The 24723-nt window shown below is 74.0% G+C and carries 26 protein-coding genes; 11 read left to right on the top strand and 15 right to left on the bottom strand.

From position 1 onward, the window contains the following. Positions 1-48: 48 nt before the first annotated feature. Complete coding sequence (locus ACW14Y_RS10065) at positions 49-1029, bottom strand: LysR family transcriptional regulator (protein ID WP_380312497.1); 981 nt, start codon at positions 1027-1029, stop codon at positions 49-51. A 542-nt stretch (positions 1030-1571) separates the two neighbouring features. Between ACW14Y_RS10065 and ACW14Y_RS10060 the strand changes: the two genes are divergently transcribed. Beyond that, positions 1572-2489 carry a DUF6597 domain-containing transcriptional factor gene (locus ACW14Y_RS10060; RefSeq protein WP_456986591.1) on the top strand — a complete coding sequence of 306 codons (918 nt, stop codon included), beginning with the start codon at positions 1572-1574 and terminating at the stop codon, positions 2487-2489. On the opposite strand, the gene ACW14Y_RS10055 is transcribed toward ACW14Y_RS10060, so the two are convergent. The 4 genes from ACW14Y_RS10055 to ACW14Y_RS10040 form a co-directional block, all read right to left on the bottom strand. Further along, the gene (locus ACW14Y_RS10055; protein WP_456986590.1) at positions 2465-3445 is read right to left on the bottom strand and encodes a hypothetical protein; all 981 of its coding nucleotides are present in this window, start codon (positions 3443-3445) and stop codon (positions 2465-2467) included. The two genes, ACW14Y_RS10060 and ACW14Y_RS10055, sit on opposite strands and share 25 nt — an antisense overlap. 97 nt (positions 3446-3542) lie before the next feature. After that, positions 3543-3899 (bottom strand): DUF6204 family protein, encoded by a 357-nt coding sequence (locus ACW14Y_RS10050; protein WP_030397595.1) that lies wholly within the window; start codon positions 3897-3899, stop codon positions 3543-3545. Positions 3900-3908: 9 nt separating this feature from the next. Further along, positions 3909-5132, bottom strand: coding sequence for a type III PLP-dependent enzyme (locus tag ACW14Y_RS10045; protein ID WP_380312503.1), 1224 nt, complete (start codon positions 5130-5132; stop codon positions 3909-3911). A 1012-nt stretch (positions 5133-6144) separates the two neighbouring features. Further along, positions 6145-7248 (bottom strand): hypothetical protein, encoded by a 1104-nt coding sequence (locus ACW14Y_RS10040; RefSeq protein WP_456986589.1) that lies wholly within the window; start codon positions 7246-7248, stop codon positions 6145-6147. A gap of 363 nt (positions 7249-7611) precedes the next feature. Between ACW14Y_RS10040 and ACW14Y_RS10035 the strand changes: the two genes are divergently transcribed. Continuing rightward, positions 7612-8976 carry an FAD-dependent oxidoreductase gene (locus ACW14Y_RS10035; protein WP_266275367.1) on the top strand — a complete coding sequence of 455 codons (1365 nt, stop codon included), beginning with the start codon at positions 7612-7614 and terminating at the stop codon, positions 8974-8976. 98 nt (positions 8977-9074) lie between these two features. Here the strand turns inward: ACW14Y_RS10035 and ACW14Y_RS10030 are convergent, their stop codons facing one another. From ACW14Y_RS10030 to ACW14Y_RS10020, 3 genes are all read right to left on the bottom strand, one after another. Further along, complete coding sequence (locus ACW14Y_RS10030; protein ID WP_380383766.1) at positions 9075-10190, bottom strand: basic secretory protein-like protein; 1116 nt, start codon at positions 10188-10190, stop codon at positions 9075-9077. Positions 10191-10332: 142 nt separating this feature from the next. Then, positions 10333-10794 carry a hypothetical protein gene (locus ACW14Y_RS10025; protein ID WP_380308254.1) on the bottom strand — a complete coding sequence of 154 codons (462 nt, stop codon included), beginning with the start codon at positions 10792-10794 and terminating at the stop codon, positions 10333-10335. Positions 10795-11058: 264 nt separating this feature from the next. Then, a complete protein-coding gene (locus ACW14Y_RS10020) occupies positions 11059-12348 on the bottom strand; it encodes an MFS transporter (protein WP_456986588.1) in 1290 nt (429 codons plus the stop codon). A 55-nt stretch (positions 12349-12403) separates the two neighbouring features. Here ACW14Y_RS10020 and ACW14Y_RS10015 point away from each other — a divergent pair, with 55 nt between their 5' ends. Further along, on the top strand, positions 12404-13423 hold the full coding sequence (locus ACW14Y_RS10015) for an ArsR/SmtB family transcription factor (RefSeq protein WP_380383775.1): 1020 nt from the start codon (positions 12404-12406) through the stop codon (positions 13421-13423). 61 nt (positions 13424-13484) lie between these two features. Here the strand turns inward: ACW14Y_RS10015 and ACW14Y_RS10010 are convergent, their stop codons facing one another. After that, positions 13485-14552 (bottom strand): threonine/serine dehydratase, encoded by a 1068-nt coding sequence (locus ACW14Y_RS10010; protein WP_456986587.1) that lies wholly within the window; start codon positions 14550-14552, stop codon positions 13485-13487. Positions 14553-14606: 54 nt separating this feature from the next. Here ACW14Y_RS10010 and ACW14Y_RS10005 point away from each other — a divergent pair, with 54 nt between their 5' ends. Then, on the top strand, positions 14607-15308 hold the full coding sequence (locus tag ACW14Y_RS10005) for a TetR/AcrR family transcriptional regulator (protein ID WP_380308246.1): 702 nt from the start codon (positions 14607-14609) through the stop codon (positions 15306-15308). 240 nt (positions 15309-15548) lie between these two features. Next, positions 15549-15764 (top strand): hypothetical protein, encoded by a 216-nt coding sequence (locus tag ACW14Y_RS10000; RefSeq protein WP_456988128.1) that lies wholly within the window; start codon positions 15549-15551, stop codon positions 15762-15764. A gap of 334 nt (positions 15765-16098) precedes the next feature. On the opposite strand, the gene ACW14Y_RS09995 is transcribed toward ACW14Y_RS10000, so the two are convergent. Further along, entirely contained in the window at positions 16099-16803 is a 705-nt protein-coding gene (locus tag ACW14Y_RS09995; RefSeq protein ID WP_456986586.1) for a maleylpyruvate isomerase N-terminal domain-containing protein, read from the bottom strand. Further along, positions 16800-17741 carry an NAD(P)-dependent oxidoreductase gene (locus tag ACW14Y_RS09990; RefSeq protein ID WP_456986585.1) on the bottom strand — a complete coding sequence of 314 codons (942 nt, stop codon included), beginning with the start codon at positions 17739-17741 and terminating at the stop codon, positions 16800-16802. Before ACW14Y_RS09990 ends, ACW14Y_RS09995 begins: the two co-directional genes overlap by 4 nt. A 161-nt stretch (positions 17742-17902) precedes the next feature. Here ACW14Y_RS09990 and ACW14Y_RS09985 point away from each other — a divergent pair, with 161 nt between their 5' ends. Next, complete coding sequence (locus tag ACW14Y_RS09985) at positions 17903-18946, top strand: helix-turn-helix domain-containing protein (protein ID WP_456986583.1); 1044 nt, start codon at positions 17903-17905, stop codon at positions 18944-18946. A gap of 43 nt (positions 18947-18989) precedes the next feature. Here the strand turns inward: ACW14Y_RS09985 and ACW14Y_RS09980 are convergent, their stop codons facing one another. Continuing rightward, positions 18990-19331: a hypothetical protein gene (locus ACW14Y_RS09980; protein ID WP_402724503.1), complete on the bottom strand. Its 342-nt coding sequence runs from the start codon at positions 19329-19331 to the stop codon at positions 18990-18992. 222 nt (positions 19332-19553) lie between these two features. Between ACW14Y_RS09980 and ACW14Y_RS09975 the strand changes: the two genes are divergently transcribed. After that, positions 19554-20018: an SSI family serine proteinase inhibitor gene (locus tag ACW14Y_RS09975; RefSeq protein WP_456986582.1), complete on the top strand. Its 465-nt coding sequence runs from the start codon at positions 19554-19556 to the stop codon at positions 20016-20018. Between the two features lie 94 nt (positions 20019-20112). Here ACW14Y_RS09975 and ACW14Y_RS09970 read toward each other — a convergent pair whose 3' ends face one another. Further along, a complete protein-coding gene (locus tag ACW14Y_RS09970; protein ID WP_456986581.1) occupies positions 20113-21060 on the bottom strand; it encodes a helix-turn-helix transcriptional regulator in 948 nt (315 codons plus the stop codon). 64 nt (positions 21061-21124) lie between these two features. Here ACW14Y_RS09970 and ACW14Y_RS09965 point away from each other — a divergent pair, with 64 nt between their 5' ends. After that, positions 21125-21601 (top strand): hypothetical protein, encoded by a 477-nt coding sequence (locus tag ACW14Y_RS09965; protein ID WP_456986580.1) that lies wholly within the window; start codon positions 21125-21127, stop codon positions 21599-21601. Next, on the top strand, positions 21598-22146 hold the full coding sequence (locus ACW14Y_RS09960) for an NIPSNAP family protein (protein WP_456986579.1): 549 nt from the start codon (positions 21598-21600) through the stop codon (positions 22144-22146). The genes ACW14Y_RS09965 and ACW14Y_RS09960 overlap by 4 nt, the downstream gene beginning before the upstream one ends. Before the next feature lie 60 nt (positions 22147-22206). Here the strand turns inward: ACW14Y_RS09960 and ACW14Y_RS09955 are convergent, their stop codons facing one another. Beyond that, the gene (locus ACW14Y_RS09955) at positions 22207-22440 is read right to left on the bottom strand and encodes a DUF397 domain-containing protein (RefSeq protein ID WP_380308228.1); all 234 of its coding nucleotides are present in this window, start codon (positions 22438-22440) and stop codon (positions 22207-22209) included. Further along, on the bottom strand, positions 22437-23291 hold the full coding sequence (locus tag ACW14Y_RS09950; RefSeq protein WP_380308226.1) for a helix-turn-helix domain-containing protein: 855 nt from the start codon (positions 23289-23291) through the stop codon (positions 22437-22439). Before ACW14Y_RS09950 ends, ACW14Y_RS09955 begins: the two co-directional genes overlap by 4 nt. Before the next feature lie 184 nt (positions 23292-23475). Here ACW14Y_RS09950 and ACW14Y_RS09945 point away from each other — a divergent pair, with 184 nt between their 5' ends. Continuing rightward, positions 23476-23922 (top strand): ATP-binding protein, encoded by a 447-nt coding sequence (locus ACW14Y_RS09945; protein WP_456986578.1) that lies wholly within the window; start codon positions 23476-23478, stop codon positions 23920-23922. Positions 23923-23942: 20 nt separating this feature from the next. Continuing rightward, positions 23943-24665 carry a hypothetical protein gene (locus ACW14Y_RS09940; protein WP_456986577.1) on the top strand — a complete coding sequence of 241 codons (723 nt, stop codon included), beginning with the start codon at positions 23943-23945 and terminating at the stop codon, positions 24663-24665. Positions 24666-24723: the final 58 nt, after the last annotated feature.

Below are 24723 nucleotides of genomic sequence, written 5' to 3'. Positions count from 1 at the left end.
TCGGGTCCGGCCCGGGTGATCGGCCCGGGCCGGACCCGACCGGGGTGCTCAACGGGCGCTCAGGACCGGACGGTCGGCACCGAGGAAGGCTTCGGCCGGGGGCAGGTCGACGGTGCGGCGGGGCGAGCCGGCGCGTGCGGTGACGACCCCCCGGACCAGTTCGCGCAGCCAGCGGTGGCCGGCGTCCTGGTCGTTGCGCGGGTGCCAGGCCATGGTGAGGACCACCTCGGGCATCGGCACCGGGAGCGGGAAGGTGGTCAGACCGAGGGCCTCGGCCGCCCGGGTGCCGAGACGGGCCGGGGCGAGGCCGACCAGGTCGCTGTCGCGGAGCAGGAAGAGCGCGGCCGGGTAGCTCGGCACGCTGGCGACCACCCGCCGGGAGAGGCCGACCTCGGCCAGCCGCTGGTCGATCGGCCCTTGGCCGCGGCCGTTGCGGGACACCGCGAGATGGTCGGCGGTGGCGAACTCCTCGGCGGTGGGGGGCGCGCCGACGGTCAGTGGGTGTCCGGCGCGGGCGATGCCCACCAGGCCGGAGGTGGCGAGCGGTTCGGTGCGGGTCTCCGGGTCGAGGTGGTCCGTCACACCGACCTCCAGATCGATCACGCCGTCCCGCATGGCGCTGGCGCCCTCCGGGTGGTCGCTCAGGAAGCGCAGGGTGACGGCCGGGGCCTGGGCGCGGACCGTCTCCACCAGGGTCGCGCCGATGGTGGTGAGGAGGACGTCCCCGGTCTGGAGGGTGAAACGGCGGTTGAGGTCGGCCGGTTCGGCGGCGGCGCGAGGGACCAGCAGCGACTGGCCCCGGCTGACCAGCGCCCTGACCTCCGCCCGTAGTTCCACCGCGCGCGGTGTCGGGACCAGCCCCCGGCCGGCCCTGACCAGGAGCGGATCGCCGAGCACCCGGCGCAGTCGCCCGAGCGTGCGACTCATCGCGGGGGCCGAGGTGTGCAGCCGCTCTGCGGCGCCTGTCACGCTGCCCTCCTCCAGCAGGGCGTCCAGGGCGACAAGCAGGTTGAGATCGAGGTCCGGCATGAAGTTCTCCGCTGGTGGTCGGTCGGCTGGGTGGGGGTGGTGGGGGGTGGTGGGGGCGGGGATGACCAGAAGTGGAAGCAGTGCTGACCAAGGGTTTCGTGGGGACGCATGACGACTCGTCATCTACCGTCGATCGTGACAACTCCCCTTTGGAGTGAAGGATCTGACGTGATGATTGACAATGACATGTTGGTGATGGCCTGCCAAGGAGGCCGTGTGCCGACCTTTCGTCCGGCCGACGGCGCACGCCGGCCGCGCCGGCCCGGTGAGCTGCCCGGGCTCCCCGCGTGCCGCCCGGGTGCCGTCTCCGGGTGACCCGTCGGCCCGGCGGTGGGAGTGCGGAAGTGGGGACGGTCGGTCCGCATCATCGGACGGTGGTACATACCAATGGACCTGCGCCGGAGCGCGCCCCGGGCGGACCGGCGCGTCCGGACCCGCGTTCGGTTCCGGGTTCGTGTCCGGACTCGCGTTCACGTCCGGACTCGTGCCGGGACTCGTTTCCGGACTCGCGTTCGGGCGCACGTTCGGGTGAGGGTGGGAGGGTGAGTTCCTCCTCGACGGGTTCCTCCTCGACGTCCTCGACGGGTTCCTCCGCGACGGGTTCCTCCGCGTACGCGGAACGGCCGCCCGGCGCCGCCCCCGGGCGGCAGGTGGCCTGCGTCTGGGTGCGGCGGAACGTCGCGGGGCCCGCGTACGGGCAACTGGTCGTGCCGGACGGCTGCGTGGACCTGGTGTGGTCGGCGGCGGGCCTGGAGGTGGTCGGCCCGGACCGCGCGCCGCGGACCGTGCCGGTGCCGGGCGGGGCCGAGCTGGCCGGGGTGCGGTTCCGGCCCGGTGCGGCCGGCCTGCTGCTGGGGGCGATGCCGGTGCGGGAGCTCTGCGACCTCCAGGTGCCGCTGGCCGAGGTGGTCGGCGCGGGGGTGGCGGAGCGGCTCGGGGAGCGGTGCGCGGACGGGCTCGGGGAGCGGGTCGGGGAGCGGGGTGGGAAGTGGGAGGAGCGGCGGAGCGCGGGGGCGCGCGGGCCGGCGGAGGTCGCGGCCGTGCTGGACACCTTCGTGGCCTCGCGGGTGCCCGGGTGGGCGCCGGACCGGGCGGTCGAACGGGCGGTGGCCGCGCTGGGGCGTCCGGAGGCGGTGCGGCTGCCGGATCTGGCGGCGGAACTCGGCCTGTCCGAGCGGCAGTTGCGCCGCCGGGTGACGGACGCGGTCGGCTACGGGCCGAAGACCCTGCAGGCGGTGCTGCGGTTCCGGCGGGCGGTGGCCCGGGCGCGGTCGGGCGGCGGAGGGAGAGGTGCAGGCGCCGGTGCGGTGCCCGGGTTGGCGGCGGTGGCGGCGCAGGCCGGGTACGCCGACCAGGCGCACCTCACCAGGGAGGTGCGCCGGTGGTCTGGGGTGTCGCCGACGGTTCTGCTGGGCCGGGCGGCCGCGAGGCCCGGTCAGACGCCCCCGGGGGCGTCGTAGGCGCGCAGGGTGAGCAGCGCCTGGAGGGTGACGCCGGGGCGGGCCTCGGACTCGGTGCTCTCCGACCAGCGGACCCAGTGGATCGGCCAGCCGCCGTCCGACTGCTGCTCGGCGGCGAGGTGGTCGAGTCCGCGGGCGAGCTCGGCGGCGGTGAACCAGCGGCGCGCCAGGCTGTCCGGCCGGCGGGCGTAGTCGTGCGGGAGGTGGTGCTCGCCCGGAGCGTAGCCGGGGGAGACCCTGGCCTCCTCGGGGCGGTCCGGGTCGAGCAGGACGATCCGCTGCTCGTGGACCAGTGCGCCCAGGCGCGCGGCCTCCCGCCGGGCCCAGGCCGTGTCCGGGGCGGCGTCGAGGAAGCGGATCGCGGCGCCCGCCTCGTACGGGTGGGTCTCGCGGAGGTTCTCGACGGCGGTGCGGCAGAAGGCGGTGGCGGCGGTGAGCCACGGGTGGACGATGCCCCGGCGGAGCAGCGGGGCGACGATCTGGCCGGTGGACAGCAGCGCCCCGACGGGCGGTTCGCCCTCCTCGGGCACCGGCACGAAGGGTGGGTGCGGGTAGGGGCGCAGGCTCGGCAGGACGACGGGCACGCCGCCGTCGGGTGCGGCGACGCCTGCCAGCCAGTCGCAGACCGCCCGGGCGCGGGCGTAATCCAGGGCGCCGGCCTCCTCCAGGACGAGCAGCGCGGCCGGGACGGCGATGGGCTGGGCGGCCGGCCCGCGCACGTCCGGTTCGAGTCCGTAGGCGTAGCCGCCGTCGGCGGTGCGGTGGGCGTCGAGGGCGGCGAGGACGCCTGCGGGGTCACCGGTGGGGACTCCTGCGGCAACGCCGACGTGATCGCCCTCGACGCCGAACAGGTGGGCGAAGCGCCGCTGTTCGAGGACGCGGCCGGAGGTCCAGAGGTACCGGGCGGCGGCGTCGAGGCGGGCCCCGGTGAGGCGTGCGGTGCGGGTGCGGGTCATGGCTCGACCGTAGGCGGGCCGGGGGCGGCCGTCTTGAACGATTCGGACGCGGGCGCGGAGTGTCGCGGGCCGGTGCGGCGGGAGCGGGCGGTGGGTGTCAGAGCTCCTTGGCGGCCGCTCGGCGCTGCCGCTTGCCGAGCGGGGCCTGGGAGAGGTCCTCGGCCTGGGAGCGGAGGTTCTTGTGGCCGTACCCGCGTTCGTCGAGCCAGGCGCGCGCCGACTGCTCCGCGCGCTCGGTGGCGTCGAGGATGTCCTCCTCGGCCTCGCCGGTGTCCTGGTAGCGGAAGGTGAAGACGGCGCGGGCGTTCAGGTCGTAGCTGAGGTGGCCCTCGGGGGTGAAGGCGGCGAAGAGGATGTCGTGCTCGGCGGCCCTGGACTGCAGCTCGGCGTGCTGCTCCGGGGTGAGGCCGTCGAAGACGCCGCGGACGGTGATGCGGAAGGTGCGGGTGGTCATCCGGCGAGCCTAGTTCGCCGGGCGGCGGGTGGGCGAAGGGTTTTGCGGCGGTCCGGCCCCCGGGCGGCCCGCCCGGACGCAGCTGTAGGGGAGCGGGGGGAAGCCGTTGAAGCCCCGGGTGGTGTAGGCGGTGGCGTAGGCGCCGCAGGAGAGGATCCACACCGGGTCGCCCGAGGCGGCGTCGCGGGGGACGGGCACGCCGGCGCCCTCGTCGGCGTAGGCGTCGTCGCTGTCGCAGGTGGGCCCGGCGATCACGGCGGGGACGGTCACGGCGTCGGGGTGGGTGGGGAACTCCAGCCGGTAGCGCAACTCGTCCATCTCGTACAGGCCGTTGAACTTGCCGCAGCTCAGGTAGAGCCAGTGGGCCCGTTCGCCGTCGAGCTGCTGACGGTCCGTCAGTCGGGTGATGTGGGCCCGGATCGCGCCGTGGTCGGCGACCAGGTGGCGGCCCGGTTCCATCAGGAAGTCGAGCGGTACCGCGGAGACCTCGCGCAGCCGTTGCATGCCCTCCCGGATCACCGCGAACATCTTGTCGACCGGCGGGTCGAGCGGCTCGCCGCGCCGGTCCAGGACGCCGAGGGCGGGCAGGCCGCCGCCGAGGTTGACGTGGTCCAGCAGGATGCCGCGCCGGTTGGCCTCCTCGACCACCGAGGCGATCGTCTCCACGGCGTGCTGCCAGGCCTCGGAGGTGAGTTGCTGGGAGCCGACGTGCACCGAGAGCCCGGCCGGGACCAGTCCGGCGTCCCGGGCCGCCTCCAGCACCCGCAGGGCGTCCGTCGGGGAGCAGCCGAACTTCCGGCTCAGGCCCCAGAGCGCCCCCTCGCCGGTGGTGGCGAGACGGCAGAACACCCGTGCGCCCGGAGCGTGTTCGGCGATCGCGAGGACGTCGGCCAGGCTGTCGGTGGCGAAGTCGCGCACGCCGATCCGGTGGGCCTCGGCGATCTGGCGGTCGGACTTGATCGTGTTGCCGTAGTGGACCCGCTCGACCGGCACGCCGGTGCGCAGCGCCTGGACGATCTCCTGCGGTCCGGCCGCGTCGAAGCCGGAGCCCCGCGCGGCCAGGCAGTCGAGCACCTCGTCCACCGGGCAGGCCTTCATGGCGAACCGGATCTCCACGTCCGGCAGTTCGCGCCGCAGGGCGTCGTACTGGGACTCGATGCCGTCGAGGTCGTAGATGATCCGGTCGTCCTCGCCGGCGGCCAGGGCGGTGCGCAGGCGTCCGTGGTCAGGCATGGGCGGCGCTCCCGCCGGTGGTGGCCGGGTCGGGTCTTCCGGGCGTTCTCGTGCGCCGCCGCTCGACGGTGCCGCCGATGGTCGCCCGCGGGCCCGCGGCCTCCTCGTGGACCGCCGGTTCCAGGGACGGGCGTTCCGAAGCGGCTCGATACAGGTGCCCGTCGGGCTTCGGCATCACGTCACTCCAAGGTCGGGTCGGGGCGTCGGACCGGTGGGTGGTCGGACGGTCGGGCGCCCGTGCGGGGCGGGAGCGGGGCAGGGTCGAGGGGCGCGCGGGTACGGGCCGCCGGGCGGGTGCGGAGAGGGGCGGGTGCGGGTCGCCGGGCGGGTGCGGAGAAGGGCGCGGCGCAGGGCGCGCGGCGAGGGAACGGCGAGGGTGACGGCGAAGGAGGAGGCGAAGGAAACGGAGGGGGACGCGGGCCCCTGACGGGGAGTGAGGCGGCGGCTGGCTTGCTCGTCGGACAAGGAGTGCCGACAGCTGTTCCGGCCTCGTCAAACGCGTGTGACCCTACGGTGGACTAGACCAACTTCTGGTGTCAACCCTCGTCCCGGCAGCCCCGAACGGCGCTCCGCCGGTCGCCGGACGACCGGGTGTGACCTGCGGGAAAGCCGGAGGTCGGGCGGGTCGCGACCGCTCGGCGCGGCGGTCCGGCGGGCCGGGCCGCGGGTGCCCCTTCAGGTACTCGCGGCTGCCCGAAGGGGCTGGTGGCGGGGGGCGCCGACGGCGTCGCGCGGCCCCGGGCGGGGGTGCGGGCGGGCTGCCGGTCGGGAAAGTGGCGCGGGGCGTGCGGGGAGGGTGTGGAGGATGTGAGGGCCGCGGCGGAGGCGACGCGCAACGGCCGCCCGTAGAGGCAGGGTTGCCGACCCGCGCGGTGCCGGGCGGGCGGCGCCTCCGGGCCCCGCGGCGCCGACCGGACGGCGCGTCCGGGCCCGGAGTGCTGCCCGGGACGCCGCCGGGGCCGTTACCCCCTCCGGGCGGAGGAGGTGACGGCCCCGGGCCCGGCGTCGGGGATCAGAGCGCGACGGTCCGCAGGTAGGAGCCCTGGCCGCGGATCCCGGCGACGAGGAGCGTGTGCCCGCCGGGGACGACCGCCGCGGCCGAGACGCCGTCCAGGCCGAAACCGGTGAGCGTCTCGCCCGGTACGGCGGTGTCGGTCGCGGTGCTGTAGGCGAGCACCGAGGCCTGCGGCGTCCAGCTGTCCTTGAGCAGGTAGAGCCGCCCGCCGTCCGGGCTGACCGACACGTAGTGGAGGTCGGCCGGCGCGGTCGCGAAGGTGAAGACCGGCCGCGCGGTGTTGGTGAGGGTACTGATCGCGTACCCCGTGCCGGCGGAGGCCTGGATGCCCAGCGCGTACACCCGCAGGCCGTCGGGCGAGGCGGCCAGCTCCCCGGTGGCGCCGAGCCGCTCCACGGGGAGCAGCGGGGTCGGCACGGCGGTGGTGGTGTCGAGGTGCTCGACGCCGAGGTCGGTGGCGACGTACGCGGTGGCGCCGCCCGCCTGGAGTGCGAACCCGCCCACGCCGTACCCGCGCAGCGGCAGGGTCCCGGTGAAGGCGCCCGCGCCGGTGCCGAACACCAGCACCCGGCCGGGGCGGACGCCCTGGCCGTCGCCGGCCGGGCCGTTCTGCCCGGCGTAGACCTTGGAGCCGTCCGGACTCACGGCGAGACCGGTCAGCGCGCCCGGCGTCCAGTCGGCCGGGTGCTGCTGCTCGGGGGCGGGGGTGCGGGAGAGCACGGTGCCCGCCACGGTGTCCACGGCCACCAGCCGGTCCGCCACGACCACGTAGAGCCGTCGGCCGTCCTGGCTCACCACCGGCTTCCCGGCCTCGCCGTCCTCGGCCAGCGGCACTTCGGCGACGACCGCGCCGCTGCGCAGGTCCACCGTCCGCAGGACGACCGGGGTCCGGCTGCCGGACCGGTCCGCCGCCACCACGTACGCCTTGGTCCCCTCGGGGCTGACCGCGAGCCCGAGGGCCCGCCAGCCGACGGCGGTGCCGTTCGGCGCGCCCGCGGCCGGTTCGGCGACGGCCGCCCCGGCGCCGGTCCCGGTCAGCAGCAGCGCGGCGGCCACCGCCAGCGCCCCGGTCCACCGGGCTTTCCCCACAAGCGAATTCATGATTCCCCACTCTGTGGTCTAGACCTTATGGGTGGTGCGAGGAAAGGCTAGGGCACGGGAGCTGGCGCGGGGCGTCGGTTTTTGGACCTTGTTCGCACGGGGCCGGGGCGGAGGCGGGGCCGGGGCGGGGCGGGGGTCGGGCGCGGCCGGGTCCGGGCGCGGGCGTGGTCCCGTCGTTGTTCCCGGATCGGCCATAGGTTCGATCTATGAGCCCATAGATCGACACCGCCTACAGTGGCAAGGTCCGGCGGGGTTGGGTGGACGCGGAGCACCCTCGCCCGTCCGCCCCACCGGGCAGTGTGCTGTGCCCGCCGTGCCGCTCCACCCCGTCCTGTTCGTCCCCGTCCGGAGGATCGCCCCGAGATGACCCGCCCGATCCGTGTCGCGATCGTCGGAGCCGGCCCCGCCGGCATATACGCCGCCGACGCCCTGCTGAAGTCCGACGCCGCCCAGCAGCCCGGGGTCTCCATCGACCTCTTCGAGCGGATGCCCGCGCCGTTCGGTCTGATCCGGTACGGCGTGGCGCCCGACCACCCGCGGATCAAGGGCATCGTCACCGCCCTCCACAAGGTGCTCGACAAGCCCGAGGTGCGGCTGTTCGGCAACGTCGACTACCCCGGCGACCTCGCCCTCGACGACCTGCACCGGTTCTACGACGCCGTGGTCTTCTCCACCGGCGCGATGGCCGACCGGGCGCTCGACATCCCCGGCGTCGGCCTCGACGGCTCCTACGGCGCCGCCGACTTCGTCTCCTGGTACGACGGCCACCCCGACGTGCCGCGCACCTGGCCGCTGGAGGCCGAGAAGGTCGCGGTGCTCGGCGCCGGCAACGTCGCCCTGGACGTGGCCCGCATCCTCGCCAAGACCGCCGACGAGCTGCTGCCCACCGAGATCCCGCCGAACGTGTACGAGGGCCTCAAGCGCAACCGGGCCCTGGAGGTGCACGTCTTCGCCCGCCGCGGTCCCGCCCAGGCCAAGTTCAGCCCGATGGAGCTGCGCGAGCTCGACCACTCGCCCAACATCGAGGTGATCGTCGCCCCCGAGGACATCGACTACGACGAGGGCTCGATAGCCGAGCGGCGCGCCGCCAAGCACGTCGACATGGTCGCCTCGACCATCGAGAACTGGGCGATCCGGGACGTCGGCGACCGCCCGCACCGTCTCTACCTGCACTTCTTCGAGTCCCCGGTGGAGGTGCTCGGCGAGGACGGCAAGGTCGCCGGGCTGCGCACCGAGCGCACCGAGCTCGACGGCACCGGCAACGTCCGCGGCACCGGCGAGTTCACCGACTGGGACGTCCGCTCGATCTACCGGGCGATCGGGTACTACTCCGACGAGCTGCCCAAGCTGCCGTTCGACCCGGTCTCCGGCACCGTGCCGAACGCGGCCGGCCGGGTGCTCGCCGCCGACGGCTCGCACCAGGACGCGGTCTACGTGACCGGCTGGATCAAGCGCGGGCCGGTCGGCCTGATCGGGCACACCAAGGGCGACGCCAACGAGACCGTCGCCTGCCTGCTCGCCGACCAGGCCGAGGGCCGGCTGCCGGGCGCCGTCGAGCCGGACCCGGAGGCGGTCCCGGCGTACCTGCGGGAGCGCGGGGTGCGGTTCACCACCTGGCAGGGCTGGTACGAACTCGACGCCCACGAGCGCGCGCTGGGCGAGGCCGAGGGCCGGGAGCGGGTCAAGGTGGTGGAGCGGGAGGACATGCTCCGGCACAGCGGGGCGTAGTCCGGCCCGGGACCGGCCCCCGGTCGGAGTCGCAGCGGTCCTGGCCCCGGCCCGTCGACGGTGGAGACCTTCCGTCGGCGGGCCGGGGCGGCGTCGGCCTACTTGGGCATCTCGTTCCAGAGCTGGTCGACGCTCTTACCGGTGACCTGGGCCCAGATCTGGCCGGAGCCGTAGTCCCTGGTGTTCAGCAGGTACGGCAGGTCGGGCCGCCGGTAGGTCTTCGCGACGTAGTCGATGAACCTGGCGGTGGCGCTGTAGCCGCTGTCGTACCGGTCGCCCGGGGCGAGCGGATGCACGGTGCCGGGCTGGAAGTTGTAGTAGCGCACCCAGTCCGCCAGCCCCTCCTCCAGCCACCACGGGCGGCCCGGGTGGCCGAAGAACGCGACGTGCGCGGCCTCGTGCAGCAGGAAGCCGGTGTCGCCCCGGTTGTTGCGGCTGTAGTCGACGCTCGCGTGGATCTCGGGCACGGCGCCCGGCCGCGCGTCGGCGGGGTGGTCGGTGACCTGCGGGTCGAGGACGATCCGGAACCGCGGGGCGGCGGTCCACGCGCCCTTGGTGACCAGGGCGGAGATCGTCGAGTAGTAGTCCGCGATCGTCTGCTTCTGCTGCTCCAGCCACGGGCCGAGGTCCGGGGCCCGCGAGTAGTCCAGGTCGATGACCGGGCGGCCGGGGGACGGCGGGGTGGTGCCGTTGCTCCGGTCGAGGTTCCAGTTCTGCGCCGGGTCACCGGTGTTGCAGGCGGCCACCTTCGCGTTCAGGTCGGCGCCGCGGGCCAGGCAGAGGCGCGGGTCCGAGACGCTGCGCAGCAGCCAGCCCCGGCCGTCGCCCAGTGTGGTGTTGTGCAGGCTCCACCGCTGGTTGTCCGCGGCCACGTAGTTCCAGGCGCCGACGGTGTTCCGGCCCAGGTCGCGGTCGATCGCGTTGTTGGTGCCCGGCACCTTGACCGACCAGGTGCCGGCGCCCTCGTCCTTGATCGTCCAGAGCTGCTGGGCGGACGCCTCGTTCCAGTCGCGGACCACCACGTTGGACCCGTTGTCGCGGCTGTCCCACTGGAGGGCGCCGCCCGCCTTGCTGGAGACGCGGTAGTCGGCGCCGCTGACCGGCAGCGGCAGGTCGGTGGTGCTCGCGCTCGCGGTCCCGGCCCCCAGGACCGTCCCTGACACCGCGGTCGCGGCGACCAGGACCGCGGCGGCGGCCGTACGACGGTTGATCATGTCGGGTTCCCCCTCTCGGCCGGATCCCCGGTGGATCCGGCCTCCCGTCATGTCACCGCGCCGCCGCACACAGCGGGTTGACGGCCTGTTGACGGGTGTGTCGACAGGGGGCGCCGTACGGTCGGTCCGCTGTGTGCGGCGCTCAGTCCTCGGTGGGCGGGGGCGGGGCGAGGACGACCGGCCAGGCGTCCTCCCCGGCGAGCACCTGTTCCAGGGCGAGCCCGGGGCCGGCGTTGAACACGGCGGTCGCGGCGCCGGCCCGGGCGTACAGTGCCGGGTCGACCGCCGCTTCCGCGTGCAGCACCAGGGCCGCCTCGGGGAGGGCTGGCGAGCGCTCCGGGAACGCCGCCGGGTCCGCGCCGATCTGCTCCAGCGTGAACGGGTACGCGGCCACCGCGACGGTCAGGCGGTTCCCGTCCAGGGCGTGCTCCGCCCAGCCGTCGGTGGGGAGGAGGAAGAACGCGCCGTCCCCCTCGTGCCCGTACCAGCTCAGCTTGGCGACGGCGCGCTCGCCGGGCGGGCCGTCCGGATCGACGAGCAGCGCCACCACGGGCGCGTCCGGGTCGTCGGGGTTGATGCCGTTGCGGACGTAGAGCCGGGCCACGGGCGACCTCCGGTCGGGGGTGGGTGGGGTGTGCGCGTTTGCGGTCTGCGGTCTGGGGTCTGCGGGCGAATGCTAGCGGGGCCTCCGTGGGGAGGGTCGCCACGGAGTGATTGTCATGAACGCGACTTTAACGGGCCGGTCGCGTGAACGACAGGAGAACCGTGCGCTCCGGATAGTTCGCGCCGGATCGTTCGCTGCGGGGTGTTCGCTACGGATCGTTCGCTGAAGGGCGTTCGCTGCGAGGCGCTCGCTGCGGGGTGTTCGCTACGGGGCGGGCTCGCGCTTGCGTCCGCCGCGTTGTCCGTCGTGCTGTTCGAGCTGCTTCGGTCCGCCGTCGCGCGGCCGCTCCGGCAGGTGGTCCCGGACCGTCGGCGGGACGGTGCGGCGGCGGCGCGCCTCGACGAGGTGGCGGGTCAGGGCGAGGGTGCAGAGCAGGGCCAGGAGTGTGCAGACGCCCGCCCAGCCCGCCAGGGCGTGGGCGCGCAGGCCGAGCCAGGAGCCGACGCTGCCACCGAGGTAACCGAAGGTCATGTAGGCGGTGTTGAGCCGGCTGCGGGCGTCGGCCCGGAGCTCGTAGACCCGGGTCTTGTTGGCGATCATCCCGGACTGCATCGAGACGTCCAGCAGCAGCGTCCCGGCCACCAGGACGGCCAGGCCCGCCGCACCGCCCCCGCCCCCGGCCGCCAGGACCGCCGCCGCGGCGAGGGCGCCGAGCAGTCCGGCCAGGTTCACGGGGTCGGCGCCCCGGCGGTCCACCACCCGCCCGGCGATCGGCGTGCAGACCATCGTCGCCGCCCCGACCAGCGCGATCAGCCCGACCGTCTGCGCGCCGAACCCGTACGCGGGCCCGGTCAGCAGCAGCGGCAGGCAGGTCCAGACGGCGCAGAACCCGCCGAAGACCATGGCCTGGTAGAAGCCCGAGCGGCGCAACTCCGGTTCGTCGCGCAGCAGTCGGAGCGGCTCGACCAGCAGAGAACCGTACGACGGCCGGACCGCCGGGGCGACGGCGGTGACGTCCGGCAGGGCGCGGGTCAGGACGGCCGCGAGCGCCAGCGTCAGCACCCCCGCCGCCAAGTAGGGGGCGCGCCAGCCCAGGTACTCGCCGAGCGTGCCGCTGAACGTCCGCGCCAGCAGCATGCCGCCGGTGGCGCCGCTCAGCAGCGTGCCCATCACCGCCCCGCGCCGGTCGACGGGCACCAGTCCGGCCGCCATCGGCGACACCACCTGGGCGGCGACCGTGGTGGTCCCGACGGCGACGCTCGCCGCCAGCAGTACGGGCAGGCTGGGCGCGCAGCCGGCCGCCAGCAGTTCGACACCGGTGAGCCCGAGCAGGATGGTCAGCAGCCGGCGGTTGGGTATTCGGTCGCCGAGCGGAACGATCAGGAAGATGCCGATGGAGTAGCCGATCTGAGTGAACGTCACCGCCAGTGCGGCGGAACTCTCGGAGGTGTCCAGGCCGGAGGCGATCAGCGGGGTGATCGCCTGGGGGAAGTAGATCGTGCCCACGCCGACGGCGCAGGTGACGGTGAGCAGCAGGAGCAGACGGCGATTCATACCCGGAGGTTGGCCCTGCGGCGCGCCGTTGCCAACCGATGTAGCGTGGCACTTCATGGTCATCACCTTCGAGTTGGGCGTCGAGGACCTCGCGGACACCCGGTTCGCCCTCTCGCCGCTGAACGAGACCGTGCTCAGCCTGCGCGTCCTGCGCGAACCGGGCCTGTCGGCGCTGCACCTGCCCTGGCGGCGGTCCGTGCTCCGGTCGCTCGGTGAACTCGACGGCTTCGACGCGGGGTTGCTGCTCTCCCTGGTGGCCGAGCGACGTACGGTGCCGGACTTCCTCACCCCGCGTCCGGAGGCCTTCGCGCCGAGCTTCGAGGAGGAGTTGGCCGTCGTCCGCCGCACCGCCCCCGCGGTGGTCCGGCGCGACCTGCTGGACACCCACCTCCCCGACCCGCCGCCCGAGCCGCTGCGCACCGCACTCGACCGCGCCGGGGACGCGGCCGTCCGCCGGCTGCGCGACGCCCTCTGCGAACTCCTGCGGCGCTACTGGGAGATCGCGGTGCGGCCGGAGTGGCCGGGGATGCGGCTGCTGCTTGAGGCCGACATGACCTACCGCGCCCGCCGGCTCGCCCTCGGCGGCGCCCGGCTGCTCTTCGCCGACATGCACCCGTCCCTGCGCTGGCACCGGGGCGTCCTGCACATCGCCGACATGATCGGCCGGCACCATGTCCTCGCCTCCGGGCGGGGGTTGCTGCTCCTGCCGTCCGTGTTCGCGCACAAGCCGGCGCCGCCGCTCAGTCCGGACGGCGCGCCCACACTGGCGTACCCCTGCCGGGGTGTCGCGACGCTCTGGTCCCGCCCGCCCGTCGTCGAGGCCCCGGCGCTCACCGCGCTGGTCGGGGCGGCCAAGGCCCGGCTGCTCACCATGCTGGACGAGCCGCTGGCCACCGTGGAACTCGCGCGCCGGCTGCGGGTCACGCCGAGTGCCGTCTCGCAGCACCTGCGGGTGCTGCACGCCAACGGCCTGGTCGCCCGGGCCCGGGACGGGCGGCAGGTGCTCTACCGGCGGACGTCGATGGGGGACCGGCTGGCGGGTGGGGGAGGGAGTGGGGGAGGGGGCCGGGAGTAGGCGGGCGGTGGGGCGGCGGGGCGGTGGGGCGGCGGGGTGGCCGCCGCACCGCCCGGCCGGTTCAGCGCGGGGCGGGCGACGTCGAGAGCGTGGCCGGGTCGGTGTTGGCGCCGCACAGGATGACGCAGACCTTCTCGCCGTCGGCGGGGCGGTAGCCGTAGGCGTCGTCGGTGCCGGTGCCGGTGTTGTCGCTGGTGCTGTTGCTGCCGTTGTCGCCGTTGTCGCCGTTGTCGCCGTTGGCGAGCAGGGCGGCGAGGGCGGTGGCGGCGCCGTGCTCGACCAGGATCCGGCGGTCCTCCCAGAGTTCCCGGCGGGCCCGGACGATGGCCTCGTCCGGCACGAGCACCGAACGGGCGCCGGTGCCGTCCCCGTCCGGCCGGGCGGCGTCCACGGCCAGGGCGGTGGCCCGGCGGGCGCCGAGCGAGTCGCCCGCGACCGAGTCGACCGTGACGTCCACCGGCCGGCCCGCCGCGAGGGCGGCGTGCAGCGCCCGGGAGTGCTCCGGCTCGACCGCCACCGCGCGGATCCCGTGCTGCCGGGCGGCCGTGGCCACGCCCGCGAACAGCCCGCCGCCGCCGACCGCGACCAGCACGGTGTCCAGGCCGGGCACCCGCGCGTGGATCTCCTCCATCAGGGTGCCCGCGCCCGCCGCGATCAGCGGATGGTCGTAGGCGTGGCTCGCCAGCGCGCCGCTGCTCGCGGCGAACTCCTCGCAGGCCGCCAGCGCCTCGGCGTACTCCGTGCCGACCAGCCGGACGTCAGCCCCGTACGAGCGCAGCCGGGCGACCTTCACCTGCGGCGCGTTGGCCGGCAGGAACACGGTCGCCCGCACCCCCTGCCGGAGCGCGGCCCACGCGCACGCCAGCCCGGCGTTGCCGCCGGAGGCGATGGTGACGCCCGCGTCGGGCAGGGTCCCGGCCTCGCGGTGGGCACGGAGGAAGTTCTGCGCGCCGCGCGCCTTGAACGAGCCGGTGTGCTGGAGGTACTCCAGCGCCAGCCACAGCTCGGCGCCCTTGGCGTTTCCGCTGTCCCCGAGGCCCTCGGCGGGCGCGACCGCCACCGGCCGGACGTGACCGGCGATCCGCTCCGCGGCCGCCTTGATGTCGTCGTAGCCGAGCTGCTGTCGCATGGTGCCGCCTCCAGGGGTCCGCGTTCCGGTACGGCGTACCGTACGCTGTGCCGCATGCCTCGGCAATCCGCCTCCCTCGACCGTGCCACCCCCGAACGCATCGCGGTCGCCGCCCTGTCCATCGTCGACGGCCAGGGCCCGTCCGCCCTCAGCTTCCGGACGCTCGCGGCCCACCTGGACATCTCCGTGGCCTCGCTCCAGCGCCGTTGCACCGACCTGGCGGGACTGCTCGACCTGGTCACCGACCACCTCGCCGAACGGCTCCCGCGCATCGCGCCCGGCACCGCCTGGGCCGACGCCACCGAGACCCGGTTCACCGCGCTGTACCGGCTGCTGATCGCCCACCCCGGGCTCGTCGCCCTGCGCGGCAGCCGTCCCTGGCTGGGCCGGAACCTGCTGGCCCGGCTGGTGGAACCGCAGCTCGCCGACAGCATGGCGGCCGGGATGACCGCCGAGGAGGCGATCACCGCGTACCGGCGGATGTACCTGCTCACCCTCGGCAGCGCGAGTTTCGTCGACCACCGCGACCCTGCCGCCACCCGGGCCGCGACCCGCACCGCGCTGGCCGCGCTCGATCCGGAGACCTATCCGGTGCTGAGCGGCCGGCTCGCCGAGATCGTGCCTGTGGTGACCGACCACGAGGTGTACTACGGGGCGCTGCGCCAGCTGATCCGCGCCGCGGTGCCCCCGTCGGCCGTGTCCTCGCAGGTCGTTCCCCCGTCGGCTGTGTCCTCGCCGGCGGCGCCCGGCGGCTGACCGTTGCCCGGAAGGGCAGTGCTGTTCTTCCCCCGCGGGCCTTCCTGTCGCCGCCCCGGTCGTGGTGCGGCGCCTGCCGATCCGGCGCGCGCGGGCATTCCGCGCGTCGGCCCGCCTCCCGCCGTCCGTACGGGTGCCCCGCCCGATCTGCCCGATCTGCGCGCCGGGCTGCCTGAACGGTGCCGGACCTGGGAATATCCTCTGAATCCGTACGAGAACGAAGAACTAAGGGTGGGCGACATGATCGGTGCGGTGCTGATCGGGATCCTGGCGCTCGTCGTCGGGGGCTGTGTCTGCGTGGTGTGGGCCGACCGCGGCGGTCCCCGGTGGACTCGCGCCGTGGCGGCGGCCACCGTCGGTGCGGGTGGGCTGGTGCGGAGGTACCAGAAGGCCCAGAGCCGGAAGGGCAACAGCGGTCCCGAGACCCTCGGCGGCGACACGGGGCAGGCGGGGTAGGTACCGGGCCGTCGGTCCCGGCGCATGGGCTTTCACGGGTGCCCCCTGCCGATCGGCAGGGGGCACCCGTGCGTCGGGCGAGGCGGAAATGTGCCGATCGGTACAGGCGGAAGAGGGTGGGGGAACGGCAGGCTGAGGGACGTCGGGCTGCCGGTGGGGCGGCCCGGGAATCGAGGTCCCGTGGTCGACCGCCTCCCCCGGCAGCTTGTGGGCGCCGAGCTGCTGCGCCGCCTGCTTCCCGCAGCCGTCCGTGCGTTGCTGCGCACCGTTGCCGTCGTCGTCGTTGCCGCTGTTCGCCGCGTGGGCCGTCCGCCGGTGCGGCGCCGCCGGGTGCTCAGCGCACGCGACCGTCCCAGCGCCATTCACCCGCCGGGCGGCGGGGGCGGTCCGGCAGCGCGGTCCGGCCGGTGCACCAGAGCAGGGTGTCCGTGCCGCCGTGGCCGGGCGGGGCCTCCGGGAAGAGCCGGGCCACCGCCGGGGCGGCGAGCCGGTCCACCGGTGGCCGGTCGAGGTGGAACGCCCCGGCCAGGTCCCATCCGTGGACCAGCAGTTCCACGATCCCCATCGCGGCGAAGCCCGGACCGTCCGAGTGGCCCCAGGGGTGCCAGGCCCGGGTCTCCGGCGGCGCCGAGCGGACGGTGGCCGCCAGCAACTCGGCGGCGATGCGCAGCCCCTCCAGGCAGTGGGGCATCGGGGCGGCCGGGTCCAGCGAGCCGAACAGGGTGATGTACCGATCGGTGGGCCGTGCGGTCAGCAGGCCCGCGTAGCCGAGTACGCCCAGCGCGAGGTGGTCCAGGGTGGCCCGGGCGGTCCAGTCGCTTCCGTCGGGTCGCCGTGACCAGTCGGCGTCGGCCGCCCGTTCCAGGACGGCCGTGGTCACGTCGGCGGCCTCGACGACCAGTGCGGCCCAGTCGGTCGCGGACAGGGCATCAGGTACGGAGGCGGAGGAAGGGGTGGGGGTGGGGGCGGTGGGGGAGGGGGAGGGGGAGAGGACACCTGTACCGGCACCGGCAGGGCGGACGACGGAAGGAGCACTCACTTGGCGATCACCTCGATCAGGCGCGCGTAGCTGTCGCCACCGTGTCCGGCCGCGACGGCCCGGCGGACGTGGTCGGCGAAGACCTCCGGCAGGGTCGTGTCGACGCCGCGGGCCCGGCTCGCGTGCAACAGGTGCTCCATCGCGGCCAGATGGACGTCCAGGCTGGCATCGTCCCCCGGGAAGGTCCGGGTGTCGGTCTGAGCGGCGTACCGGTCGACGAAGCCGGCGACGGCGCCCGACAGCCAGCGGGTGGCGACCGGGGTGAAGTCCGCCGCGCGGACGCCGTCCGCGCCGACCAGGGCGACGCCGTGCAGCCAGCCGCTGAGGGCGGACCACATCAGGCCGAGCAGTGCCGTGTCGTACAGTCCGGCGATCCCGGCGTCCGGTCCGAGGTCGACCGGCTCACCGAGAGCGGCGAGCACGGTCCGGTGGCGGGCCAGGACCTCGGGGGCGCCGCTGTAGAGCACCGTCGCGTCCGGGCCGCCTATGCCGGGCGGGGTGATCATGATCGCGCCGTCCAGGTAGTCCAGGCCGATATCGGCGGCCCGGTCGGCGAACGCGCGGGCCTGCTCGGGCGAGCCGGAGGTCAGATTGACCAGAGTCCGGCCGCTCAGCAGCGCCTCCTGGCCGGACAGTACGGCGGTCAGCGCGTCGTAGTCGAGCACGCAGGCGACGATCGGGCCGCCGGCCGTGATCGCGGCCTCCGGCGAGGGGGCCGCGACGGCACCACGCCCGACCAGCGGCTCCGCCTTGCCCGGCGTCCGGTTCCAGACGGTGGTCGGGTGTCCGGCGGCGAGGAAGGCCTCGGCCAGCGCGGTGCCCATCGCACCCAGGCCGAGGACGGTCACGGGTGCGGGGGCGGGGGCGGGGGCGGTCCCGCCCGGCGCCGTGTCGGCCTGGGCCTCGGGCCGGGCCTCGTGCGGCTCTTCGTGCGTCATGGGGTTGTCTCCCGTTCAGGGCGCTCGTTCGCGCTCGTTCGTGTGGGTGCCGGAGTGACGTGGTCCTTGATCGGCAAGACCCACGCTTCCAGCGCCGGGGGAGCGCCGACAGTGGCAGGATTGCCCTTCGTCGAACTGTTCCTGCCAGAGAGGTGCCGCCGATGGTCACCCGGGTCTCCGCTGCCCCTGGCCCTGCCCCCGCTCCCGGCACGGTCGCCGTCGCCGTCGTCGACCACGCCGAGATCCCGCTCTGGGACATGTACGAACTCGGCATGGCCTGCGCGGTGTTCGGCATCCCGCAGCCCGACCTCGCCGACCGCTGGTACGAGCTGCGCCTGTGCGCCGAGACGCCGGACGCGCCGCCATCGGCCCGCGCGCCGGGCGGCTTCGGCCTCTCCCTGCGGGCCGAGTACGGCTGGGACGCCCTCGCCGACGCCGACACCGTGGTCGTCACCTCCGTGCCGGACGCCTGCGTGACCGGCGAGCGCGAGATCCCGCCCGCGCTGGTGGCCGAACTCCGGCGGGCCGCGGCGGCGGGAGCGCGCATGGTGTCGCTGTGCACGGGCGCGTTCGCGCTCGCCGCCGCCGGCCTGCTGGACGGACGGCGGGCCACCGCGCACTGGTCGCACACCGCTGAGCTGGCCCGCCGGTACCCGGCCGTCACCGTGGACGACGGCGTGCTCTACGTCGACGAGGGCTCGGTGCTCACCAGTGCCGGTGTCGCCGCCGGGCTGGACCTGTGCCTGCACATCGTCCGGCGCGACCTCGGCGCCCACGTCGCCAACCAGCTGGCCCGCAAACTCGTGGTGCCCGCCCACCGGCCGGGCGGGCAGGCCCAGTTCGTCGACCTCGCGGTCCCGGTGGCCGACGACGACAGCCTGGCCCCGGTCCTCTCCTGGGCCACGGAGAACCTCGAACAGCCGATCACCGTCGACGAGTTGGCCCGTCGGGCACGGATGAGTCCGCGGACCTTCTTCCGCCGCCTCCAGGCCGCCACTGGCACCACACCCCTCCAGTGGCTCCTGAACCAGCGCCTCGCCCGCGCGCAGTCGCTCCTCGAAGCGACCGACCTCCCGGTGGAACGGATCGGCGAACGCAGCGGCCTCGGCAGCGCCACCAACCTGCGCCGCCACTTCACCGCCCGCGTCGGCGTCACGCCCACCGACTACCGCCGCGCGTTCCGCTCACCGGCCGCCCCGGCGTGACGCCGCGCGCGGTGCCGTGCCGTGTCGCCCTCGGCCCGCGACCTCAGCGGTTGCCCTGGACGCGCTCGACCCGGACGACGATCGTCCGCCAGAGCCACCCCACCGAGAGCGGCAGCGACACCAGCCCGAGGCCGACGGCGCCGCGCATCCGGTTGCCCGCCACATCGTCGCAGTCACCGGTGGTCCGAGAGCCGGAGAAGGCGTCGTGGAACACCGGAGAACCGCAGTGCACCGTCGTGCCGTTCCGGTACTCGTGCGAGGCCGGGACGAAGGCCAGCCCGATCGCCCACAACCAGGCGGCCAGCGCCAGCAGCCCCAGCGCGTGCACCCCCCACCCCCGCGAACGCTCGGCGCGCCGCCACGCCCGCGCGTCACGTTCCCTCAAGTACTCCCCGACGTCCATACCGTTCCCCCACTCCGATGCGATCGACGGTCGGGGGAGAGCATCCCAGGCCGCGTCAGGTCGCTTCGCTCGCCCCCTGCCTTTCCCGCCTGCCTTCCCCCCTTGCCCTCCCCCTTCATTGCGCCGGAAGTCGGCGTCACCGACTTCCCACTCCGTGACGGCGGTCGGCCGTGACGCCAGTACCGGGGGCTCGTTGCGCCGGGCGTGAAGACGACCCGCGCCCTCGCCCTCCTCGCGACCACGCTGCTCACCACCGGCCTCGCGAGCGCCACCGCCCCCATCGGCAACGCCGCCACCCCACCTGCCACCGTCCGCGCCCCGGGGACGAGTGCCCCGGGGACGAGCGCCCTGGGAACGAGCCTGCGCCTCACCGTCGCCCACGGTGAGACCCCCTCCAGCGGAACGCCCCGCACCGTCACCCTCGAATGCCCGCCCTACGGCGGCACCGCCACCACCCACCCCGACCCGGTCACCGCCTGCCGTCTGGTGGACTCCGTGAACGGGGACCTCGACCGGCTCGACGTCGACCCGGGCGTCTGCACCGACCAGTACGACCCCTACACCGCCACCGCCTCCGGCAGCTACCGGGGCCACCCGCTCTCCTTCCGGCACACCTACGGCAACCACTGCGTCCTGCTCCGCACCGCCGGCGCCGTTTTCGACTTCTGAACCTCTGGGGCCCGGTGCCCTTGCGACCCGACGCCCTGCCGGCCCGTTCGAGAACGGCGATTCGAGAACTCCGAAGGGTGAGTCCGGCTGCCCGCTACGGCGTTCCGTAGCGGGCAGCGAGCGCTCGGACGGTGGCGGCGATGCGGTCCCGGAGCTCCGCCGGGGCCAGCACCTCGATCTCGGTACCCAGGCGGAGGAACTCCCCGTGCGCGTGCTCGACCGACTCGATCGGCACCCGCGCCTCCGTCCATTCATCACCACCCGAACGTGTGAGGCCGAGACGCCGCGCGCCCTCCGCCGTCACCCGGACGAGTGCCTCCCCGGTGTGCAGCCGGGCCCGGAAGTCGGCCACGTACGCGCGCCAGTGGGCGGCGAGGTCGAACCCGGCGGGCGGCGTGGTGATGGGTTCCTCCGCCAGGAGGCGCAGGCCGAGGATCTGGTCGACGCGGTACGTCCGCAGCCCGGACGCCCCGCCCGCGACCAGGTACCAGCGCCCGGCCTTCAGCACCAGGCCGTACGGTTCGACCCGCCGCTCGATCTCCTCCGGCGCCCGCCAGCGCCGGTAGCGCAGCAGCACCGCCCGTCGCTCCCACACGGCGGTGGCGACGGCCCCGAGGTGCGGGTGCGGCGCACGGTCGGCGTCGCCGTACCAGCCGGGCGCGTCGAGCAGGAAGCGCTGCCGGATTCGTCCGGCGTGCTCCCGGAGGGCTTCGGGGAGCGCCGCGTCCAGCTTCAGCCGAGCGGTGGTGAGGGCTTCCCCGAGCCCGAGTTGGGCGGCGGCCTCGGGCAGCGCGGCGAGGAAGGCGGCCTGCGCCTCGTCCCCGGTGAGCCCGGTGAGGCGGGTCCGGTAGCCGTCGAGCAGCCGGTAGCCGCCCGCGTGCCCGGCGTCCCCGTACAGCGGGATCCCGGCGGCGGCGAGGGCCTCGACGTCCCGGTAGACGGTCCGGACGGAGACCTCCAGCTCCTCGGCGAGCTGCCGGGCGGTCATCCGGCCCCGGTTCTGGAGCAGGAGCAGCAGGGTGACGAGTCGGCTCGCGCGCATGGCGTCGAGTATCCGCGACTTCACTGACAGAAGATGTCAGTGGAACGCCCCTAGCCTGCGGCGCATGAACGATTTCGACTTCCTCCACGGCTCCTGGGACGTGGCCAACCGCCGCCTCACCGTACCGCTGACCCCCGGCTCCGAGGTGTGGGAGGAGTTCCCGGGGCGGTCGGTGGTCCGGCCGCTGTTCGAGGGCGCCGGCAACATCGACGAGATCACCTTCCCCACCCTCGGCGGCCGCCGGGGCGTGACCCTGCGGCTGTTCGACCGGGAGGCCGGGCAGTGGTCGATCTACTGGTCCAGCAGCCGGACCGGCCGGCTCGACCCGCCCGTGAGCGGCGGTTTCGCGGGGGAGCGGGGGGACTTCTACGGCGACGACACCTACGAGGGGCGGCCGATCCGGGTGCACTTCACCTGGCACCGGCTCGGCCCGGACGCGGCGCGCTGGGAGCAGGAGTTCTCGGTGGACGGGGGAGTGACGTGGGAGCTCAACTGGGTCATGAACTTCACCCGCACCGGCCCGGCGACGGCCGGCCTGTGAACACTCTTCGTGTTGTCGAACTCCGCCGCTACACCCTGCACCCGGGCGCGCGGGACACCCTGATCGAGCTGTTCGAGCGCGAGTTCGTCACCGGACAGGAGGCGGTCGGGATCGCGGTGGGCGGCCGCTTCCGCGACCTGGACGGCCCGGACCGCTTCGTCTGGATGCGGTCCTTCCCCGACATGGCGAGCCGTCGGCGCTCCCTGGAGGCGTTCTACGGGGGCCCGGTGTGGCGTCGGCACCGCGACGCGGCGAACGCGACCATGCTCGACAGCGACGACGTGTTCCTGCTGCGGGGCCCGGGCTTCGCCGTCGTGGACGCGGAGGTGGCCATCACCGTCTGCCACCCCGAGGCCGAGGCCGCCTTCGACGCGTACGCCGCCCGGCACCTGGGCCCGTCCCACGCCCTCCACCGCACCGAGCACGCGCCGAACGACTTCCCGGCCCTCCCCGTCCGCGAGGGCGAGGACGTCCGGGTGTGGTTCAACGGCCCTGCCGAGGCGCCCCCGTGGCCGTCGGAGCGGCTGCGCCTGGCGCGGGTATGACACGACGGCGGAGTGGGAAGTCGGTGGATCCGACTTCCCACTCCGCCGTTTGTTGCTTCATCAGACCGTGAAGTTGGGAGCCTGCGCCTCGATCGCCTTGACGAAGGCGGCCCACTCGGCACGGTCGAAGGCGAGGTGCGGCCGCTCGGGGTTCTTGTCGTCGCCGACCCAGACGTCCCCGTTGGGGAAGCGAGCGACGATCACACAGTTGCCGTTGCTCTCCCCGGAGAAGGGAGACTTGGACCAGGCCGCCTCGACGGGACTGTGGTCGTAGGGGTCGTGCTTCTCGCTCACGTGATCTCTTCCAACTTGCGTTCAAGGGCACTGATGGTGTCGGCAGGCGACAGGGCGAACCGCTTCAAGCGGCTGAAAGCCCGCTCGGCTCGTCGAACATCTCGTCCCGATCTACGCGGGAGCATACCGCCGACGGCCTCGGTGAAGACAAAGCCGCCATCCGGCTCATCGGGGAACCGCAGAAGCGTGAGTCCTGAGACGAGGATGCCAGGTCTCCCTGCGCTCAGCGGCACCATCCGGACTGTCACATTGGGGTATTCGGAGACCTTGAGGACGTGGCGGATCTGCTCGGCGAGGATCTCCTCATCGCCGGCTACCAGGAGTGCGACCTCGCCGAAGTAGACCTCCAGGTCGAGCCGGGGCTCATCAGTGAGGCGACGTTGGCGCAGTATCCGGATCTCGGCCGCAGCCTCGTTCTGATCCTCACTCAGGCCGTCGAGACCGGCAGAGATCATCTCGCGCGCATAGTCCGGTGTCTGCAGGAGTCCCGGGAAGGCGGAGTGGTAGTAGTCGAGCATGTGTGTGGCCGCGGCTTCGAGGCCGAGGAACTCGCCGAACGCTGCGCTGATCGTTTCGGCGAACTCGTGGTCCTGCCACCAGTTCCGGTCCGGCCCGTCGCCAATGAGGTCCTCGATCTCAGTGCGGTCAGTGCCGGTGATGCCGCAGTGATCGAGCAACCGATTGAGGTCGGCTGCGTCGACAGGGACCTTTCCGTGCTCGACTCTGCTCAGGCGACCAGGGTTCCAGCCCTTCAGACCCCTCGTCATGTCGATCTGGGTCTTGTTGTTCTCCACTCGCCAGGCGCGCAACTCCTCCCCGAGTCGGATCCTCCGGAGCGTGGACCTGTCCATGGACAAGAGGCTGTCCCTCCCTGTAGGCGTTCGCCACCAGTCTGTCCATGAGGGCGGCGTGGCTCAAGCCGGACTCATGATCAACTAATTTATTTTTAGCTTTCCTAGTTCGGGTTGCAAATTCGATTCAGGTTGCCCCACACTCAACGTGACCGACCGGACACGCTCCTGAAGGGGCTCCTCCATGTCCACTCCGGGTATGCCTGCCTTCCGCTCTTGGGAGGCCCAACTCGCCGATCACAGCACCTCGGTGCGCACCGCGCGCCGGGGGATCCGTGACCAACTGACCTCCTGGGGGTGGTCGGGCGAACGGGTTGACGACCTCGTCCTCATCGCCTCCGAACTGGTCACCAACGCCGTCGTCCACGCCTGCGCCGGGCACGGCGAAGTCCGGCTCCACCTCCAGGAGTTCGACGGTGACTGCCGGCTCGAAGTCTGGGACCCCCGGCACGACCTCCCGCTCCACTCCCGCACACCGCGCCGCTTCAGCGAATGCGGGCGCGGCATCGACCTGGTCCGCCAACTCGCCTTCGACTTCGGGGTCGTCACCCGCAAGGGGGCCGGAAAGCGGGTCTGGGTCCGGATGTTGCTCGACCCCACCGCCACTCCACCACCACCGCTCACCGGTTGAACTCCCGAGGACCCGACCCCATGCACCCCGCCGCCATCGCCTTCCAGGATCCGGCCCGCCTGCACGCGCGCTGCGAGATCGCCGGCGTCCGCCGGTTCACCCTCCGACCGGGGTACGAGACCACCGTCGTCGTCCCGGACGAGGTCTGGGAACCGCTCCCGGACGGGTATCCGGAGCGGTTCGCGCCGAGCGTCTTCACCCGGGACGGCGGTCTCGTCGAACTCTTCCGTCTGCCCGACACCGTCTTCGACGTCCCGACCGCCACCGCCCTCGTCGAGATGCTCGGCGACCCCTTCCCGGTCACCCTGGGTGAAACCACCGACCCACCCGGGCTCGCCTCCACCCACACCCATCCCGACACCGGCCTCCGGCTCGGCCTGCACGTCGACAACCACCAGCCCCTCCCGTACCCCTCCCGCGAGACCGCCCGCCGACGCCTCTGCGTGAACCTCGGCCCGGGGAGTCGGCACCTCCTCCTCGCCACCACGGACATCAAATCCGTCTGCCGCACCGTCCACGCCGACTACGCGACCCGCACCCCGAGCACCGCCGACCTGCGCCTCTACGTCACTCTCCGCAGGCCCGTGCACGCCCTCCGGCTGCGCATCGACCCGGGGGAGGGGTGGATCGCACCGACCGCCGTCCTCCCGTACGACGAGTCGACGGCCGACCTGCCGCTCCCCTCCGTGATCGCCTCCTGGCTCGGCCACTGGCACCGCGGCCTCTTCCCGCCCCTGATCTGATCCCCCTCTGATCCCCCTCCCTCCCCTTCTGTGTCAGGCTGGAGGGTGCACGACCGAG

The organism is Kitasatospora sp. cg17-2 (genome assembly GCF_054031055.1).
This window is presented reverse-complemented; position numbering and strand designations above follow the sequence as displayed.

Bases quoted from the DNA above. Each gene is read 5' to 3' on its own strand.
- ACW14Y_RS10065 (WP_380312497.1), bottom strand. From the start codon at position 1,029: ATGCCGGACCTCGATCTCAACCTGCTTGTCGCCCTGGACGCCCTGCTG.
- ACW14Y_RS10055 (WP_456986590.1), bottom strand. From the start codon at position 3,445: ATGACCCGCACCCGCACCGCACGCCTCACCGGGGCCCGCCTCGACGCC.
- ACW14Y_RS10050 (WP_030397595.1), bottom strand. From the start codon at position 3,899: ATGACCACCCGCACCTTCCGCATCACCGTCCGCGGCGTCTTCGACGGC.
- ACW14Y_RS10045 (WP_380312503.1), bottom strand. From the start codon at position 5,132: ATGCCTGACCACGGACGCCTGCGCACCGCCCTGGCCGCCGGCGAGGAC.
- ACW14Y_RS10040 (WP_456986589.1), bottom strand. From the start codon at position 7,248: ATGAATTCGCTTGTGGGGAAAGCCCGGTGGACCGGGGCGCTGGCGGTG.
- ACW14Y_RS10035 (WP_266275367.1), top strand. From the start codon at position 7,612: ATGACCCGCCCGATCCGTGTCGCGATCGTCGGAGCCGGCCCCGCCGGC.
- ACW14Y_RS10030 (WP_380383766.1), bottom strand. From the start codon at position 10,190: ATGATCAACCGTCGTACGGCCGCCGCCGCGGTCCTGGTCGCCGCGACC.
- ACW14Y_RS10020 (WP_456986588.1), bottom strand. From the start codon at position 12,348: ATGAATCGCCGTCTGCTCCTGCTGCTCACCGTCACCTGCGCCGTCGGC.
- ACW14Y_RS10015 (WP_380383775.1), top strand. From the start codon at position 12,404: ATGGTCATCACCTTCGAGTTGGGCGTCGAGGACCTCGCGGACACCCGG.
- ACW14Y_RS10010 (WP_456986587.1), bottom strand. From the start codon at position 14,552: ATGCGACAGCAGCTCGGCTACGACGACATCAAGGCGGCCGCGGAGCGG.
- ACW14Y_RS10005 (WP_380308246.1), top strand. From the start codon at position 14,607: ATGCCTCGGCAATCCGCCTCCCTCGACCGTGCCACCCCCGAACGCATC.
- ACW14Y_RS10000 (WP_456988128.1), top strand. From the start codon at position 15,549: ATGATCGGTGCGGTGCTGATCGGGATCCTGGCGCTCGTCGTCGGGGGC.
- ACW14Y_RS09990 (WP_456986585.1), bottom strand. From the start codon at position 17,741: ATGACGCACGAAGAGCCGCACGAGGCCCGGCCCGAGGCCCAGGCCGAC.
- ACW14Y_RS09985 (WP_456986583.1), top strand. From the start codon at position 17,903: ATGGTCACCCGGGTCTCCGCTGCCCCTGGCCCTGCCCCCGCTCCCGGC.
- ACW14Y_RS09970 (WP_456986581.1), bottom strand. From the start codon at position 21,060: ATGCGCGCGAGCCGACTCGTCACCCTGCTGCTCCTGCTCCAGAACCGG.
- ACW14Y_RS09965 (WP_456986580.1), top strand. From the start codon at position 21,125: ATGAACGATTTCGACTTCCTCCACGGCTCCTGGGACGTGGCCAACCGC.
- ACW14Y_RS09950 (WP_380308226.1), bottom strand. From the start codon at position 23,291: ATGGACAGGTCCACGCTCCGGAGGATCCGACTCGGGGAGGAGTTGCGC.
- ACW14Y_RS09945 (WP_456986578.1), top strand. From the start codon at position 23,476: ATGTCCACTCCGGGTATGCCTGCCTTCCGCTCTTGGGAGGCCCAACTC.
- ACW14Y_RS09940 (WP_456986577.1), top strand. From the start codon at position 23,943: ATGCACCCCGCCGCCATCGCCTTCCAGGATCCGGCCCGCCTGCACGCG.